The sequence below is a fragment of the Paenibacillus alkalitolerans genome (assembly GCF_016482785.1).
Classification (GTDB): domain Bacteria; phylum Bacillota; class Bacilli; order Paenibacillales; family YIM-B00363; genus Paenibacillus_AE; species Paenibacillus_AE alkalitolerans.
In genome coordinates, this window is record NZ_JAEMXM010000001.1 from 234064 (window position 1) to 248941 (window position 14878).

Below are 14878 nucleotides of genomic sequence, written 5' to 3' on the forward strand. Positions count from 1 at the left end.
CTTAGATTACTTCGATAGATTGGTGGTGTACTTATCCAATAAATGTAGGAGGTATTTGTTCGATGAGCCATGATGAAGCAAGTAAAAGCATGAGCAGGAGGGATTTTATTAAAGTCGGAGGGGCGGGTGCGCTGGCGCTCACGCTCGGCTCGACGGGTGTTCCCGTCGAATTATTTGGCGGAGGGAAGGTGCAGGCAGCAACCAACGACAACGTGAAGCTGCAATTCAACCCGGACGGAAAGTTTAAAATCGTCCAGTTCAACGATACTCAGGACGACGAACTTATCGATCGGCGAACCGTGGAACTGATGGAAAAGGTGCTCGACGCCGAAAAGCCGGATTTCGTCGTCCTTAATGGCGACAATATTACCGGGGGCTGCGATACGGCGACAGAGATGAAGCAGGCGATGAACAACGTTGCCCAGCCAATGGAGCAGCGAGGAATCAAGTGGGCCGTAACCTTCGGGAATCACGACGAAGACTCGACTCCCAACGCCGGTCTCTACGAAGAGGAGATGCTGCGATTTTATATGGCGTACAAGCATAATGTGAACCAGCCCGGAGAACGGGGAATTACCGGGACGGGGAATACCCACCTGTTAATCCGCTCCTCCCAAGGGGCGAAGCCGTCCTTCAACCTCTGGCTGCTGGACAGCGGAAGGTATGCGCCACAGACGATCGCCGGTCAAGACTTCGAAGGATATCCGACCTGGGATTGGCTGCGGTTCGATCAAGTGGCGTGGTATTACGAAACCTCCAAAAAGCTGGAGGAGCAACTGGGTTATAAAGTGCCGTCGCTCATGTTCATTCATATCCCGCTCTGGGAGTACCGATTCATGTGGTTCGCCAGCGTCGACGGAAGGTCCGAGGCCGACCATGCAAGGGCCGTCGTGAAACACCAGATTGTTGGAGAACGGAACGAAGAAGAGTGCCCGGGTCCGATCAATAGCGGCATGTTTTCGGCGATTCTGGCTCGAGGCGATGTTAAGGGCGTTTTCTGCGGTCATGATCACGTCAATACGTACCACGGCAACTACTACGGCGTGCTGCTCGGCTATGCCGGAAGCGCGGGTTTCGGCGCTTACGGTTTGCCCGGCGAGGATCGGAACCGGCTGCGCGGCGCCCGGGTATTCCATCTCGACGAACACGCTGAGAACGTTCTTGTCGAGACCCATATGGTGTTTGCCAAGGATTACGGCATCGATCTTACCGCGAACGACCAAAGCACGGAGCCCGCTCCGATCCCGGAAAACAAGAAGCAGGAGAAGATAGTGCAGCAGTAAGCGTCGTATAATTGTTGCTACTAAACGATAGTTCAACTCCGAAGGGGCTGCCGAGTGGCAGTCCTGTCTTGTTTTTAGGTTCAGGGGAGACTTATATAACGACGGTCAACTTGGCGATAGCACAACTGAGAATCGATTAACACCCGTGAAACTAAAGAGGAAATGGCCGACCGAAAAGTAATGGTGAAGCGGGTTCAGCCATTGCCGCCACTTTCTTGAACTGGTACGATTCTGAATATTGTCCAATTCGAAAGGAGTTATAAGATGAAGTTCACGAGGATCTTGTTTCAAGGCGATTCCATTACGGATGGGGCCAGATCGCGCAATGACGATCTGAATCATGTATTGGGGCATGGTTATCCCTATATTATTGCAAGCAAATTGGGCAATGAGCTGGCGGAAACAAGGCCGGTGTTTTTCAACCGGGGCGTCAGCGGCAACCGGGTGTCGGATCTGTATGCGCGCTGGAATGAGGATGCTTTCAGTCTTCAACCCGATTTGATCAGTATTCTGATCGGGGTTAATGATGCATGGCGGATCGTCAACGGCGAACCGACAGGTGCGACGGACCGGTTCGAGCGCGCTTACCGTCACTTGCTGGAGGAAACGAAAGAAGTTCTTCCATCTGTAGGCCTTATATTGTGCGAACCGTTCATCCTCCGAACAGGTGCAACTGCAGGAAAGTGGGATGAGTGGCAGAAACGGATCGGCAAATATCAGGAAACCGTCCGAAAACTTGCTGAAGAATTTGAAGCCGTATTCGTTCCGCTGCAAGCAGCGCTTGATGAAGCATGCGGGAGAGCCGATGCGGCGTACTGGCTTTGGGATGGCGTCCATCCGACGGCAGCGGGGCATTATCTCATTGCACGGCAATGGCTATCGGTCGTACAAGAGAGCCGGTTCGCTATTCGTTAAACCTTTATTGGCGAACTGTCAAATATCAAAAAACAGCGGCAGTCTAAGACTTATTCTTACGTCCTAGTCTTGCCGCTGTTTCGTTTGTGCTGCATGAAAGTCCCGAAACCTGCCGCTTTCACAACGGTTTATACCCTGGTATCAATCGGGAACCAGCCAGGAATACTCATCATGAGGCTCCACATCGGATCGGGAATATTTAATGCCTGCTGATCATTCATGGAGAGCGTCGTCCTGATCTTCTCCTCACGCCCCTGCAAGATAAGTTCGCTCCATTCCGGCTCCATGATCAACTGACGTCCGATTGCGATGATTGGAATGCCGGATTGCAGGGCTTCAAGTGCATCCTCGGGTGTATGCATGATCGCGGATCACCCGTTGAACTTCTCTAGTAATAGATAAAGCGAGTGTCATTCGTTTCTCAAGGCTGCCGCCGAAGGCGTCGCTGCGCCTGTTGGTGTAAGGGGAAAAGAACTGTTGAAGAAGATTCCCGTTTCCTCCATGGATCTCAACGCCGTCAAAGCCGGCTTCGACGGCTCGTCTGGCTGCTTCTGCATACGAGTGGATAAGACCGTATATTTCCGGCCCGGTCAGCTCGCGAGGGATCGCCGCACCAGCTCTGTTCTCCGGAATATTACCGGCACTGACGAAATCTCCGGTTTTTGAACTTTGCCTGCCGGCATGGAAGATTTGCAGCACTGCCAACGCCCCTTCTGTCTGAATAGCCGCGGCAAGCTTACTTAATCCGGGAATGAGTTCATCGCTGTCCGCACCAGGCCCTCCGATTAATCCGCCTTCAGGAGATACATAAGTGGCAGCGGTAATAACCATGCTTACACCTTTGGCACGGCGGCTATAGTAGCGAATTTCTTCTTCGGAAATAGAGCCGTCCGCATTCGAGCTCATATGTGTCATAGCCGCCATAATGATTCGGCTTTTCAGTTTAATGCCGCTACGTTGGAAGGTAAAGGGTTCGAAGTCGGTCGATAAGCTTGTTTCATGGGAACGGCTCCTTACAATTTGGATTACTCCACTCCTAATGAACTGAAGTATTACTTCAGCGATAAGGAGGAGTTATTAGACCGATTATAGTTTTTTGCGAAAGATTGCGTAAGAACGCAAATCATTCGGATCTAATCCGATTGTTTGGATTCACTTACTTTTTTAAAGTTGATATGGGTAAGTCTCCACTTTAACACGTAATAACGATCGCTTTCCCGTTTTCGGAATGAAATAGACGAATGATAATTTTTACATTAAAATAGAACATATATTCTTATCGATACAAATACCCGAAGAAGTCACTTAAAGAAAGTGGGGGAATGAACTTTGATTCAATTTACCGAAACTGAATATGACGGAGAAATTATTAAAGATGTTGAATTTAGTGCACAGCAACTGGAGTCGATCATATTTTATAATTGTATTTTTGAAAATTGTGATTTTAGTGAAACCGCGTTTAAGTCATGCAAATTTAACGACTGCGAATTCAAGAAGTGTATTTTGAGTGTTATCGGAGTCAAAGATTGTTCTTTTTCAAATGTTACTTTTAATAAATCGAAAATAATGGGTGTGAATTGGTCGGAATCTAAATGGAAAAAGATGGCGAGCGGATGTACACTTCAATTCGATGAATGCAATTTGAGCCACTCAACCTTCATCGGTTTGAATCTAAAGGGCATTCTCGTACGAAATAGCGTGTCAAGAGACGTGGATTTCAGAGAATCGGACCTAACTAATGCCGACTTTCAATATACAGATTTGACCGGCAGCATATTCATGAATACTAACTTAACAAATGCGGATTTTTGCCATGCAACTAATTACTCAATATCCGTTACGACAAACAAAACGAAAAATGCTCGTTTTATGTTGCCTGAAGCAATGTCATTACTGTATTGTTTAGACATTAACCTAGTTGATTAAAGAAAATAAACGATAATGGAGGCTTATCAATGAGTCAACGCTATCGAATTACAAGAACACTTCAAGAAAACGGCAATTCCGAACAAACAATAACTTTGGAAGAGTGCAAACGGTATTTTGCGTCCAAACCTGATTTTTCCTATACATCAGTTTTTACGGTGAAAGGATCTACCAGCATGTCGATTGAGGGAGATTTTTTCATGTGGAGCTGTGGAAATAAAAAGATCCCGTTCCGGCATTATCAGGGAGATATTTACGTTTCGGGCACCGATAAAGCAGTGATTCCCAAGATGATTGAGGTTGCGGGTGAATTGGGAGCGGATGTGCTGGAAGGGTAATATTTTCATAGAAGAAGGTGCGGCAATGGGTGCTTGGTGGATGAAGAGCGTCGAATTTATTACCCTGTTCGTAGAGGATTTGCAACGCACGAAGTTGTTCTATCAGGAAGTTTTTGGCTTGTCGGCCGTATTTGAAGACGAGAGTTCTGCGGTATTCGATTTTGGAAACATAAGTGTTAATCTGCTCAAAATTTCTGAAGCATTCGAGCTAATCGAGCCTGCGGCTGTCGCCGGTCGCGAGGGAGGATCGCGCTTTCAGTTAACCATCACTGTGGATAATGTTGATACTGTTTGTGAAGAGCTTAACAAGCACGGGGTTACGCTACTCAACGGCCCCATGAACCGACCGTGGGGAATACGCACCGCCAGTTTTACCGATCCCGGCGGCCATATATGGGAAATCGCACAGGCCCTGCCCAAGGCCGAGGAATGAAGAGTAATCAGTTGACATATACCATATGATTGACACTTACATAATATATTTGCTTAATTGAGGTAATCTTCAAATAGCCCTCATCTTGGTGTCAAGGTGCGGGCTATTTGATTATTATTGCGGCGATCAAGCATTCGCAGATTGCTTACCATAGACGCTATGTTTGACGATTTCTTCGATCTCTTCCATCTGCAAAGCGAACGTCTCCGGCGAAATGTTCCCGCGCTCGAGTCGAAGCTCCAGCTGCTGGCTCAAGCCGCGCACCTGCAGGCGTACGACGTCTTGCGGATCGCGATCGTTGCTTCTGGCGATCTCTGCCAACGTTGCCCCTGCGTATAATGCATCCTTGACTTCCTCCTCCGTAGATGCCCCCAGCACGCGGAGAAATTCTTCCGCTTCGGCGTCACGGTTCATCGTCTTCGAAGACGGATCGGCCTTCACGGTTTCCCTCTCCGTAACTTGAGACCCCAGCGCAACCGCTACGGCCAATGTACCGAGCATGAGCATCCTTTTGGCATGTATCATCTGGTCCATCCTTTCTTCGTCGTCGGTTGCAGCGATAACGTCATCATACACGAGAAACATGAAATTCAGATTAAGAAACGATTAAAAATTTATGATCATTTCACGAGTCACAGAAATTATGAGTGCGAGCCATTTGGGGACTCTTCCTTCCGCTTAAGAAGGGCAGGGGATCTTATGAGTATAATAAGATTCTGAATCTTCTTTATGTGGTAAAATAAACAATATTCTATTTATATTTCAATGGAAACCCAATGGAGGGTGAGCGCATTATACGGTCATGCCCGTTCCCGGCGGAGGTAATTGCCAAAGCGGAAGCGAGCGCAGTGCATTAGGAGATGATTACGTTGGAACGTAAGAACCTGGAATTAGTCATACAGCTGCGTCATGAATTACACCAGCATCCGGAACTCTCGAATCGGGAGGTCTGGACCAAACAGCGTTTGATGGATTTTCTAAAAGTGAATACGAAGCTGAGGATCGTAGACAAAGGCCTCTGGTTCTATGCCATTTACCGGGCGGGAGAAGGCAAGAAGAGCATAGCGTTCCGTGCGGATTTCGACGCGCTCCCTATGGAAGAGACGATTGGCATCCCGCATGCTTCCAGGATCCCCGGAGTCTCCCACAAATGCGGGCATGACGGTCACTCAGCCAGCCTGGCCGGGTTTGCGTTGGAGATTGACCAGAAGGGCGCCGATAAAAATATCTTCTTCCTCTTCCAGCATGCCGAAGAAACTGGAGATGGCGCAGCCCAGTGTGCTTCAATTATCAAAGAGCATAACATTGAAGAAATATTCGCGTACCATAACATGAGCGGTATGGCTTTCCAATCGGTGAACGTCATTGACGGAACAGCCCATTGTGCTTCCAAGGGTATGACAATTCATATGCAGGGCTCTCCAGCCCATGCCAGCCAACCGGAGGAAGGGGTTAATCCTTCTTTTGCCATTGCCAAAATTATTGATGCTATTCCCGAATTGATCTCTCCGGAGAACAACAAAGGTATGGTGCTATGCACTATTGTTCAGGTAGATATAGGGGAGAGAGCCTTCGGCTTATCTGCAAGCAAAGGTGATTTGCTTCTGACGATCCGTGCATTTTACGAAGAAGAATTGGAGAAGCTTCAGAAAAATCTCGAAGCTCTCGCTCAAGCGCAAGCAGACAAGTATGACCTCAAGGTAACTTTCTCCTACAATGATATTTTTCCGGAGACGGTAAACTGGAAGGAAAGCTCGGATAAGATACGCCAGGTTTGCAGGGCTAAGGGGATCCAGGTCGTCGAAATGCCGAAAGCATTCCGCGGATCCGAAGATTTCGGCCATTATTTGAAGCTAACCAAGGGTGCGATGTGCTTCATCGGAAACGGCGAAAATTATCCTCACGTCCATACCTATGAGTATGACTTCCGGGACGATATCATCGAAACCGCGGTCGAACTTTTTAAAGGGCTAGCTGAACTGTAATATTAGCCTGCTGATGAATCAGGTTAAATAGTACGGTTGGGGATGAGAAGATGCCATTATTTAAAATGAAGATACGTATTCCAATAGCGTTGTCAATTATTTTTGCTATCATGACGGCAATGGCAGGCTGTAAAAATCAAACAGTAACGTCTCAACCGGAATCGGATTTTTCTGAAAATGAGGCACAATCCGGTACAGATTCTAATTCCATATCAGTAATTGAACATTCCGATTTAGGGGGGTTCCGAAGCAGGATGTTCTCGTATCGTTGTTTGAACTCAATGCATGCACAATGGAATTGCATCGGAACGATTTAGATAAAGTACAAAAAATGAAATTTTCTCTACCAGCCCAGCAACAAGAGACACTCAGCGGTATTAAGGCAATCTCTGTTCGCAAGCTGATTGATGAAGCAGGTTACGGATTTCAGTTTGGATCTTCATTTGCTTTGAACGAGGATGGACAGGTGTATATCTGGGGCCAACAATACGGCTGGGAAAATAAAGGTATCCCATTTCCGCAGCTGGTGACAGGACTCCCGGAAATCAAAGAAATTTCAGGCTTGTATGCGCTCGATGTTGACGGAAAAGTCTGGATGTTAAACGGAATAGAACCACCTACTCCGATTGACGGCTTATCCAACGTTGTATCCATTTCTGATACAGTCAACGATATATTAGCGGCTGTTACCTTAAAAGGACAATTATGGTTGTGGGCGCCAGAGGTAGCGGAATACAGGGAGGAAACTCTTGTACAAGTCAAGCATGCAAGTCAAGTAAAAGCCGTTTACGGGGATGTTTACGACATATACTGGATCGATCAAGATCATAAAGTATGGAGAGCTGGAATCGAATGGGATGCAAAGCTGCATGAACCAACTGCGGTCGCTTTGCCGGAAGGTAAGAAGGCAATGAGGGTAGAAACGACCTATGAAGATGATTACTTAGTGACAACGGACGGAAATATTGTTCCAATTCAACAAGAACGGCAACCGGAGTATGAAGTGCCGGAACAAACCGTGCAAATCGCCGGAACGTACGGAATGAGATTTTATTTGAAATCGGACGGTACGGTAGGGGGAGAGGCAAACAGCTACGTGCTATAAAATCACCACTGAAGAAGGCATTATGCAGATTATTAGGGATATTAACGGTTGGATTGCGAAGGTCGATTCCGGAGATTTATATAAGTTTGATCGATTGAATGCGGAAATAGTCACTGTCAGGAAAGTGATCTTTCCGGCAAATGTGCAGCCAGAAATAGTGAAAATGTACGGTTATCCGTTCTTTGCTGTTTTGACGGGGATGGAAAGGTTTATTACAAGAAACTGGAAACAGAAGATGCGATTATGATGGAGCAGATCACTGATTTGCCTTTGATTCGGGAATGGACGACAACAGGAGAAGATGGACATTTCGTCCATCTATTCGTGGTATTCTTTTGAGATTGAAGGACCGGGCTCCTACTGGCATATCCTTATCGCCGCAGACGGAACGATCATGATTAAAGGCAATAGCCCGTATTTCGGTTACATTAGCAAACCCGCATCGGTTTTATTGGACAGTCAGCGATTGTTACAATGACGAGCATCGGGGAGGGGGAAGTGTTTTGAACAGGAAACTTGCTTTTTCCGTACTAATAATAATCGGTATGTCATTATTACTTTACATGATGAACGAAACGTATTATATGATCCAAGAAAAGACCAAAGAACTAAATAATTTTAAGTACTGGAATGAGTACACTAGTGTTTTTATTTGGAGTGGTAATTGAATGGAAAGCTTTGTACAACGTAATAAAAGGACATATAAAGGTGAGCTGGCGACTCCTTATACCGGCCATTGTTTTAGGCATTATATCCTTTATTCCAAGACAATACTGGGTACTTTGGTTCGGACTCGGTCTTCCTTTTTATATAGATATGTTGTGGAAACCTGAAATTCAGACGCTTATTACTGTTCTTTCTGGAATCTTATTGATTCGTTCATTGGGTGAGAGAGAATGATACATAGGTTTATGTTCGAGGAGTGGGGGTAGATCCTAAGGATGAACAAGCGATATTGTTTCAATCAAGATGAAATCGAAAATATAATTAACCGTTTTGGTAAAGATTTTTATGAAAAAGTTTTGAGGGATATTGAAACATACGCGGATAAGTGGACTTTAACCTCTTTTCAACTTATTCCTTCATATTCTGCAAACTTAGTTTTTAAATGTTATTCTGCAAAATATGGGAATGTAGTGCTTAAAATAGGTAATCCTTCTTTCGAAGAAATAATTACAGAATTTAATACTTTGTCTCAATATAACGGCAGACGTTTTTGCAGAGTCTTTGACGCTGATATTGATAATGGCGTGATACTTGAAGAGCGTGTGCAGCCGGGGACTCCTTTAAGGGATGAGAGCTCTCTTGATAAAAGACTTGACGTATTTTGTTCCCTATATAAAGGCTTGCACCTAACACCCGTCAATGCAGAAATATATCCGACTTACACCGGGTGGGTTAACAGGATAACAGAATACATGAGCGATCGGCAGGATTGTAACGAATTATATTTGCATATGAAAAAAGCAAAAGATATATGCTTTTCGGTAGCTTCTTTGTATTCTCAACAGATGCTGCTCCATGGAGATTTTCACCATGATAATATTTTACTTGATCATGATGGAGAGTATAGAATTATTGACCCTAAAGGCGTAATAGGCGATCCTGTATTTGATGTTCCACGTTTTATATTAAATGAGTTTGGTGAAGAAATAACAACGGAATTACATAAGAAAATAAACCATATCATATGCATCTTTGAAAAAATACTTAATATTCCGAATGAAATACTAAAACAATGCCTTTATGTGGAAACTGCAATGGGAATATGCTGGTGCGTAGAAGGCGGCTCAACCCCTGAGGAGTATCCGAGTCTTTTAAAAAATGTTGCTTTCGCAGAATCAATTTTGAATGCTTAGAAGTACTTAGAGGAGACGATTATGAGTAATTAGTTATAAAGAGAAGAGGGGCACCTTTCTTAGGTACCCCAAATGTACATGGTCCTTCCTGTCTATGCCTTCTCCAGTCGAACCGGGAAGCTCTTAAGGGATTGGCCTATCGCCGAATCGGTTAAATGGTCGCTCACCTCGAAGTCCTCTGCCGGCCGAATATCGGCGAACCGTTTCACAAAGGAGTTCAAAGCGATTCGCGCTTCCATCCGGGCGAGCGGGGCGCCCAAGCAGAAATGCGGACCGGCTCCGAAAGTGAGATGGTGTTGGTTGCCCGGACGATGGATATCGAACTCTTCCGCATGGGCGAACTGGGCTTCATCCCGGTTCGCAGCGCCGATCCACGTCACAACCATCTGTCCCTTCTTCATCTCGTGCCCGAATACGTCAGTATCTTGAGCTACCTTTCGATCAATGGAAGCCGGAAAGCGGAAGCGCAGAACCTCCTCGACCAGTTGGGGAACCAGTGATAAGTCGGACCGCAGTTCCTGATAAATACCAGGTTTATCAAAGCACATGGAGTAGAAAATATTTGAAATAAGAGTAGTCGTCGTTTCGTTACCCGCGCCGAGCAGTCCGATGCCGGACATGACTACTTCTTCATCCGTTAATTGCTCTCCGTCAAGCTCGGCTTTGGTCAAATCGGTGATAATATCATCAGCGGGATGCTTCCGTTTCTCCAGCACGATGGGATACAAATATTCATAAAACTCCTTCATGACACCCGCTTTCCGGGCGGCGAGGTCGTCGTAGGTTTCATTGGCATACGGGAGAAAGAGAATGTCCGACCAGGATTTGATCATAGCCCGGTCTTTGGAAGGGACACCGAGCAAATCCGCGATTACAGTAACCGGAAGAGGGATCGCGAGCTTCTGCACAACGTCTGCGGTCGTCAGGCTATCGATCTCCGTGATCAATTCGTCAACAATGGCTTGGATTCGGGGCTCCCATTCCTCAAGAGTGCGGGGAGCGAACGCTTTGGCGAGAAGGGCGCGCCGATTTCGATGCTCCGGGGGATCGACGAAATTAACATTGCTGCGGTTATCCATTCTGGGAACGGGAATCAGGCTTCGTTCCTTTTTGTTAGAGAATAACTGGTGGTCAAACAGCACACGCTTAACATGCTCATACGAAAACACATTCCATACATCCTGCTCGGCATCGTAATACACTGGACTGTTTTCTCTCATCTCTTTGTACCAGGCAAATGGTTCCCATTGCGATTGCTTCGACTTCAGCTTGGAAATTTCGTGCAAAAGGATGTTTTGATTCGTCGAACTCATAAAAATCCCTCCTCTTAAGATATACTTACATATGTTAATTTAACATATAATATGAAGCGGTAATGTCTTTTACACAAAAATTTCATAAATAGGTGATGCCGGTGTACGCGGAAATCTTGATATTGGGACATCTCCTGTCAGGTCCCAAACATGGATATGAAATCAAGAAAAACATCCAAGAAGCGCTCGGAGAGGGGTTTGAAATCAATAATAATTTGCTGTACCCCGCGTTGCGCCGTTTCCTGGAGATGGGCGCCATTTCCAAAGAAGTCGTGAGGTCGGAAGGAAAACCCGACCGCCATGTCTACTTTCTGACGGATACGGGGGAAGAGATATTTGGTGAAATGATTCGTGAATTTCCAACGAAATTGGCAGCCAACCCGATTGAATTTCTGGTACGGGTGGCATTGTTTGACCGAATAGAACACGACATGCAGCTGGAGATTCTGCACAAGAGACAGGAGATCTTGGAAAAACAGCTCCATCGTTATCGCGATATCGAGAATGCCAGTCCCCAAACTCCTTTTGTCACGGAGGTCATTTCTTTCCAGCAAACGCAAGTCGAACATGAATTGGCCTGGATCGACAATTTGAGACACAAGTTACATATTATGCACGATCATCGTGATACGGATCGTGATGCTTAATGCGGCCGCTTCATTTTGTGGGGTTTTCGGCGTGCTCTGATCGAGCCTAAAATCAAATCAGCCCTGCGGCGCCAAGTCCGAAGGGCTGTATATAAAGGGGTAATACAAGAATAAACCCCGTACATTAAACGAACCTTAAAAATCGGTGACTACTGTATTACGATTATGAGACAAATTAATGAGATTGACGTTAACCGTACCTCCGAATTGGTTCCCTGAAATCAATTTATTTTGGACCTTAAGGCGACCGATTTCCTTCTATATAATGAGTTCGAACGTTATTAGAAATGGAGGTTGCGGTGAGATGCAAAGAAGGAAATTAGGGAAATCGGGGATCGAGGTAAGTTCCGTCGGATTCGGTTGCTGGGCCATCGGCGGTCCGTTCCGGTTAGATGGATTGCCGGACGGCTGGGGGGAGGTCGACGACGGCGAATCGGTACGCGCGATTCGGCGGGCGTTGGAGCTTGGCGTCGATTTCTTCGACACGGCGGACGCATACGGAACGGGACATAGCGAAGAGATCGTCGGTTTTGCGCTGGAAGGACGCCGACATGAGGCGGTAATCGCCACCAAATTCGGATATGCCTACGACGAATCGACCCGGCACGTATCCACACGCTACGACGTCTCCCCGGATTATGTTCGAAAAGCTTGCGAAGCTTCGTTGCGGCGACTGAAGACCGATTATATCGACTTGTACCAACTTCACGTGGGCGATATTTCCTTTATTTTAAGGACGGCAAGCCGAAGGAGGAGTATCTAAAGGCGTTAGAAGCGATTCGGGAAATCTTAACCTCCGGGGGGAGAACCTTGGTTCAGGGGGCCTTAGGTTGGATTTGGGGGCGAAGCGAGAACACGATTCCGATTCCCGGGCTCAAAACCGTGAAGCAGATGGAGGAAGCGGCCGAAGCCGTAAGCTACGGACCGCTTAGTCCGGTGCAGATGAGAGCGATCGACGACATCCTGAAAAGTTTCAAAGCGTAGGCGGCGCGGGCCGTTCCCGGAGAACCCGGGAACGGCCCGTATTATGTATTACTAAGCTCTACAATTGTGAGTGACCATGGCCGATATCAATCGGCAAGTTCCAAAATAATAGGGCAATGGTCGCTGCCCAGCACGTGAGCATCGATTCGCGCATCCGTGATACGGGATTGGAGCCGGGAAGAAACGAGGAAATAATCGATCCGCCACCCGACGTTCCGTTCCCTTACCTTGGGCATGTTCGACCACCAAGTATAGGCATCGGTGCGGTCTGGGTAGAGATGCCTGAACGTATCGATAAATCCGGAATCGAGGAGCAGGGTCATTTTCCCGCGTTCTTCTTCGGTAAAACCGGAATTGCCGCGGTTACCCTTTGCGTTCTTCAGATCGATCTCCTGATGGGCCACATTCAAGTCGCCGCAAATGACCACAGGCTTTAATGCGTCCAACTTCTGCAAATAACAGCGGAACCGCTCTTCCCACTCCAGGCGGAGCTCGAGCCTGGACAGATCGCGTCTGGCGTTCGGCGTATATACGTTGACTAGATAAAAATCGTCAAATTCCAACGTAATGATTCGGCCCTCGGGCTCCGGATCCTCCTCCAAGCCGTATTGTACCGAAAGCGGCTTTACTCTAGTGAAAACTGCGGTGCCGGAATAGCCTTTCTGCACAGCATAGTTCCAATATTGGGCGTGTTCTTCGCCGAGCTCAAGAACAATTTGCCCAGCCTGCAGCTTCGTCTCTTGCACGCAGAATATATCAGCTTCCGTTTGCTTGAAGTAGTCTAGGAACCCTTTATTAACGCATGCTCTCAGACCGTTTACATTCCAAGATATTAACTTCATTCTATAAATCCTCCGGGTGGTTACTCTATTCTATCGAAAGTTTAACATAATTGTTTGGAGTGCGCAGTGCCGAGCTCTAGAAATGTATCAAATGGAGATATCTCTAAAGAACTTTCTATACGGATTTAACGTCTAGAGTATATAAAGAATCGACGGGAAACGATAGCGCAAGGAGGGTTGCTTAAACAATGAGGTATCTTACATCCATTATTATCGCATTGTTTTTGTTTTCTACGTTTTACGGAAATGTTTATGCGCTAAATTCTATCGGAGAAAAACCTATTCATTTAAAAATCGATAAATATTACATTCTCTATTCGATACCAAGTGCCCCGTTTATTGATAAAAAGAACAGGTTGTTGATCCCGCTTCGTTTAGTGGAAGATCTCATGGGTGGTTCTGTTGATACAAAAACAAATACAGCATCGTTGGATCATAAGTTTCAGTTCACCGTCGGCTCTACAACAGCGATTGTGGATGACACCGTAGTCAAAATGGATACCATGCCCGTGTTAAAGGATGGCGTCATATTCATTCCTTTAAGATTGTTCTTGGATCACACCGATTTAAAATGGGAATGGTCTACGAAATATAAGTATCTGCATCTTAAGGACAAACGTATTGTAAAAGGAAAGCCGTTTGAGCAGTTTGCAGGAAACGATTTTACCGTAACAGTTTCAGATAATGCTTTTCATTTAAAATCGTTTATGGTCAAAGAAGAGGTGCTGACTATCAAGGCTCTCAATATTTCCGGGAAAGACATCGAATCTGGAAAAGCCGATATCCAACCCTTGGTTTCGTATAGAAGAGGCGGCCATTCGGTTGACTCATATACACGCTCGAATTATCCGCCGTTGCCGGCTGTGGAGAAAGACGATGAGGTCATAAAACGTTCAACTATGTATGTTTCGGATGCTTCCTACATCATTTCTGTTGGAAGAGAACTAAAATAATGCCGAATCACAAGACGGGTGTTCATCTATCAGCCTTACCGAGAGGACTCCCACTTAGTTAAACACACAACAAACACCTACCCCAATAACCCAAAATATGTTAAACTTAATTAGAACAAACGTTTGGGTTCGGGGAGGTGAGATTATTGGGATTGAGGGGTTGGACGATAACAAGGCCGTCAACGTGTCAACTCCGCTGGTGTCAAGCCTTCGGTAATTGGTACGATGGATACAGCAGAAACTCCCACTTCGACCGGAGCGTTCGCGAAGGTATGTGTCGGGAGTATTCATTAAG

General features: G+C 46.2%; 18 protein-coding genes. 13 read left to right on the forward strand and 5 right to left on the reverse strand.

Annotated features, from left to right (window positions below; translation table 11 throughout):
* The first annotated feature begins 62 nt into the window (after positions 1 to 62).
* On the forward strand, positions 63 to 1283 hold the full coding sequence (locus tag JET16_RS01060) for a metallophosphoesterase (protein ID WP_199613748.1): 1221 nt from the start codon (positions 63 to 65) through the stop codon (positions 1281 to 1283).
* Positions 1284 to 1547: 264 nt separating this feature from the next.
* The gene (locus JET16_RS01065) at positions 1548 to 2198 is read left to right on the forward strand and encodes an SGNH/GDSL hydrolase family protein (RefSeq protein ID WP_199613750.1); all 651 of its coding nucleotides are present in this window, start codon (positions 1548 to 1550) and stop codon (positions 2196 to 2198) included.
* Between the two features lie 128 nt (positions 2199 to 2326).
* Here the strand turns inward: JET16_RS01065 and JET16_RS31010 are convergent, their stop codons facing one another.
* Positions 2327 to 2560, reverse strand: coding sequence for a hypothetical protein (locus tag JET16_RS31010; RefSeq protein ID WP_407673063.1), 234 nt, complete (start codon positions 2558 to 2560; stop codon positions 2327 to 2329).
* Entirely contained in the window at positions 2535 to 3122 is a 588-nt protein-coding gene (locus tag JET16_RS01070) for an oxidoreductase (RefSeq protein WP_407673064.1), read from the reverse strand. Before JET16_RS01070 ends, JET16_RS31010 begins: the two co-directional genes overlap by 26 nt.
* A 405-nt stretch (positions 3123 to 3527) precedes the next feature.
* Here JET16_RS01070 and JET16_RS01075 point away from each other — a divergent pair, with 405 nt between their 5' ends.
* Genes JET16_RS01075 through JET16_RS01085 form a run of 3 tightly spaced genes read left to right on the forward strand, consistent with a single transcriptional unit; the run spans position 3528 to position 4895 of the window.
* Positions 3528 to 4124 (forward strand): pentapeptide repeat-containing protein, encoded by a 597-nt coding sequence (locus JET16_RS01075; RefSeq protein WP_199613752.1) that lies wholly within the window; start codon positions 3528 to 3530, stop codon positions 4122 to 4124.
* A 29-nt stretch (positions 4125 to 4153) separates the two neighbouring features.
* On the forward strand, positions 4154 to 4462 hold the full coding sequence (locus tag JET16_RS01080) for a hypothetical protein (protein ID WP_199613753.1): 309 nt from the start codon (positions 4154 to 4156) through the stop codon (positions 4460 to 4462).
* Between the two features lie 25 nt (positions 4463 to 4487).
* Positions 4488 to 4895: a VOC family protein gene (locus tag JET16_RS01085; protein WP_199613755.1), complete on the forward strand. Its 408-nt coding sequence runs from the start codon at positions 4488 to 4490 to the stop codon at positions 4893 to 4895.
* Positions 4896 to 5021: 126 nt separating this feature from the next.
* On the opposite strand, the gene JET16_RS01090 is transcribed toward JET16_RS01085, so the two are convergent.
* On the reverse strand, positions 5022 to 5420 hold the full coding sequence (locus JET16_RS01090; RefSeq protein ID WP_199613756.1) for a hypothetical protein: 399 nt from the start codon (positions 5418 to 5420) through the stop codon (positions 5022 to 5024).
* A gap of 344 nt (positions 5421 to 5764) precedes the next feature.
* Here JET16_RS01090 and JET16_RS01095 point away from each other — a divergent pair, with 344 nt between their 5' ends.
* The 4 genes from JET16_RS01095 to JET16_RS01110 all read left to right on the forward strand — a co-directional run bounded on the left by JET16_RS01095 (position 5765) and on the right by JET16_RS01110 (position 9844).
* The gene (locus JET16_RS01095) at positions 5765 to 6880 is read left to right on the forward strand and encodes a M20 metallopeptidase family protein (protein ID WP_199613757.1); all 1116 of its coding nucleotides are present in this window, start codon (positions 5765 to 5767) and stop codon (positions 6878 to 6880) included.
* 268 nt (positions 6881 to 7148) lie between these two features.
* On the forward strand, positions 7149 to 7985 hold the full coding sequence (locus JET16_RS01100; protein WP_199613758.1) for an RCC1 domain-containing protein: 837 nt from the start codon (positions 7149 to 7151) through the stop codon (positions 7983 to 7985).
* Between the two features lie 22 nt (positions 7986 to 8007).
* A complete protein-coding gene (locus JET16_RS01105) occupies positions 8008 to 8232 on the forward strand; it encodes a hypothetical protein (RefSeq protein WP_199613759.1) in 225 nt (74 codons plus the stop codon).
* A 694-nt stretch (positions 8233 to 8926) separates the two neighbouring features.
* A complete protein-coding gene (locus JET16_RS01110) occupies positions 8927 to 9844 on the forward strand; it encodes an aminoglycoside phosphotransferase family protein (RefSeq protein ID WP_199613760.1) in 918 nt (305 codons plus the stop codon).
* A 92-nt stretch (positions 9845 to 9936) separates the two neighbouring features.
* Here JET16_RS01110 and JET16_RS01115 read toward each other — a convergent pair whose 3' ends face one another.
* A complete protein-coding gene (locus tag JET16_RS01115; RefSeq protein WP_199613761.1) occupies positions 9937 to 11157 on the reverse strand; it encodes a cytochrome P450 in 1221 nt (406 codons plus the stop codon).
* Between the two features lie 101 nt (positions 11158 to 11258).
* On the opposite strand from JET16_RS01115, the gene JET16_RS01120 reads away from it, so the two are divergent.
* The 3 genes from JET16_RS01120 (at position 11259) to JET16_RS29880 (ending at position 12788) form a co-directional block, all read left to right on the forward strand.
* Entirely contained in the window at positions 11259 to 11804 is a 546-nt protein-coding gene (locus JET16_RS01120; protein WP_199613762.1) for a PadR family transcriptional regulator, read from the forward strand.
* A 304-nt stretch (positions 11805 to 12108) separates the two neighbouring features.
* Positions 12109 to 12567: an aldo/keto reductase gene (locus JET16_RS01125; protein WP_233530920.1), complete on the forward strand. Its 459-nt coding sequence runs from the start codon at positions 12109 to 12111 to the stop codon at positions 12565 to 12567.
* Positions 12456 to 12788: an aldo/keto reductase gene (locus tag JET16_RS29880; RefSeq protein ID WP_233530921.1), complete on the forward strand. Its 333-nt coding sequence runs from the start codon at positions 12456 to 12458 to the stop codon at positions 12786 to 12788. The genes JET16_RS01125 and JET16_RS29880 overlap by 112 nt, the downstream gene beginning before the upstream one ends.
* An 86-nt stretch (positions 12789 to 12874) precedes the next feature.
* Here JET16_RS29880 and JET16_RS01130 read toward each other — a convergent pair whose 3' ends face one another.
* Positions 12875 to 13630, reverse strand: a complete 756-nt coding sequence (locus JET16_RS01130; RefSeq protein ID WP_199613763.1) for an exodeoxyribonuclease III — start codon at positions 13628 to 13630, stop codon at positions 12875 to 12877.
* 188 nt (positions 13631 to 13818) lie between these two features.
* Between JET16_RS01130 and JET16_RS01135 the strand changes: the two genes are divergently transcribed.
* Positions 13819 to 14583, forward strand: a complete 765-nt coding sequence (locus JET16_RS01135; protein ID WP_199613765.1) for a copper amine oxidase N-terminal domain-containing protein — start codon at positions 13819 to 13821, stop codon at positions 14581 to 14583.
* Positions 14584 to 14878 lie beyond the last annotated feature (295 nt).

Coding starts and splice junctions, on each gene's coding strand:
- JET16_RS01060 (WP_199613748.1), top strand. CDS start 63: ATGAGCCATGATGAAGCAAGTAAAAGCATGAGCAGGAGGGATTTTATT.
- JET16_RS01065 (WP_199613750.1), top strand. CDS start 1,548: ATGAAGTTCACGAGGATCTTGTTTCAAGGCGATTCCATTACGGATGGG.
- JET16_RS31010 (WP_407673063.1), bottom strand. CDS start 2,560: ATGCATACACCCGAGGATGCACTTGAAGCCCTGCAATCCGGCATTCCA.
- JET16_RS01070 (WP_407673064.1), bottom strand. CDS start 3,122: ATGGCGGCTATGACACATATGAGCTCGAATGCGGACGGCTCTATTTCC.
- JET16_RS01080 (WP_199613753.1), top strand. CDS start 4,154: ATGAGTCAACGCTATCGAATTACAAGAACACTTCAAGAAAACGGCAAT.
- JET16_RS01085 (WP_199613755.1), top strand. CDS start 4,488: ATGGGTGCTTGGTGGATGAAGAGCGTCGAATTTATTACCCTGTTCGTA.
- JET16_RS01090 (WP_199613756.1), bottom strand. CDS start 5,420: ATGATACATGCCAAAAGGATGCTCATGCTCGGTACATTGGCCGTAGCG.
- JET16_RS01105 (WP_199613759.1), top strand. CDS start 8,008: ATGCAGATTATTAGGGATATTAACGGTTGGATTGCGAAGGTCGATTCC.
- JET16_RS01110 (WP_199613760.1), top strand. CDS start 8,927: ATGAACAAGCGATATTGTTTCAATCAAGATGAAATCGAAAATATAATT.
- JET16_RS01115 (WP_199613761.1), bottom strand. CDS start 11,157: ATGAGTTCGACGAATCAAAACATCCTTTTGCACGAAATTTCCAAGCTG.
- JET16_RS01125 (WP_233530920.1), top strand. CDS start 12,109: ATGCAAAGAAGGAAATTAGGGAAATCGGGGATCGAGGTAAGTTCCGTC.
- JET16_RS01130 (WP_199613763.1), bottom strand. CDS start 13,630: ATGAAGTTAATATCTTGGAATGTAAACGGTCTGAGAGCATGCGTTAAT.
- JET16_RS01135 (WP_199613765.1), top strand. CDS start 13,819: ATGAGGTATCTTACATCCATTATTATCGCATTGTTTTTGTTTTCTACG.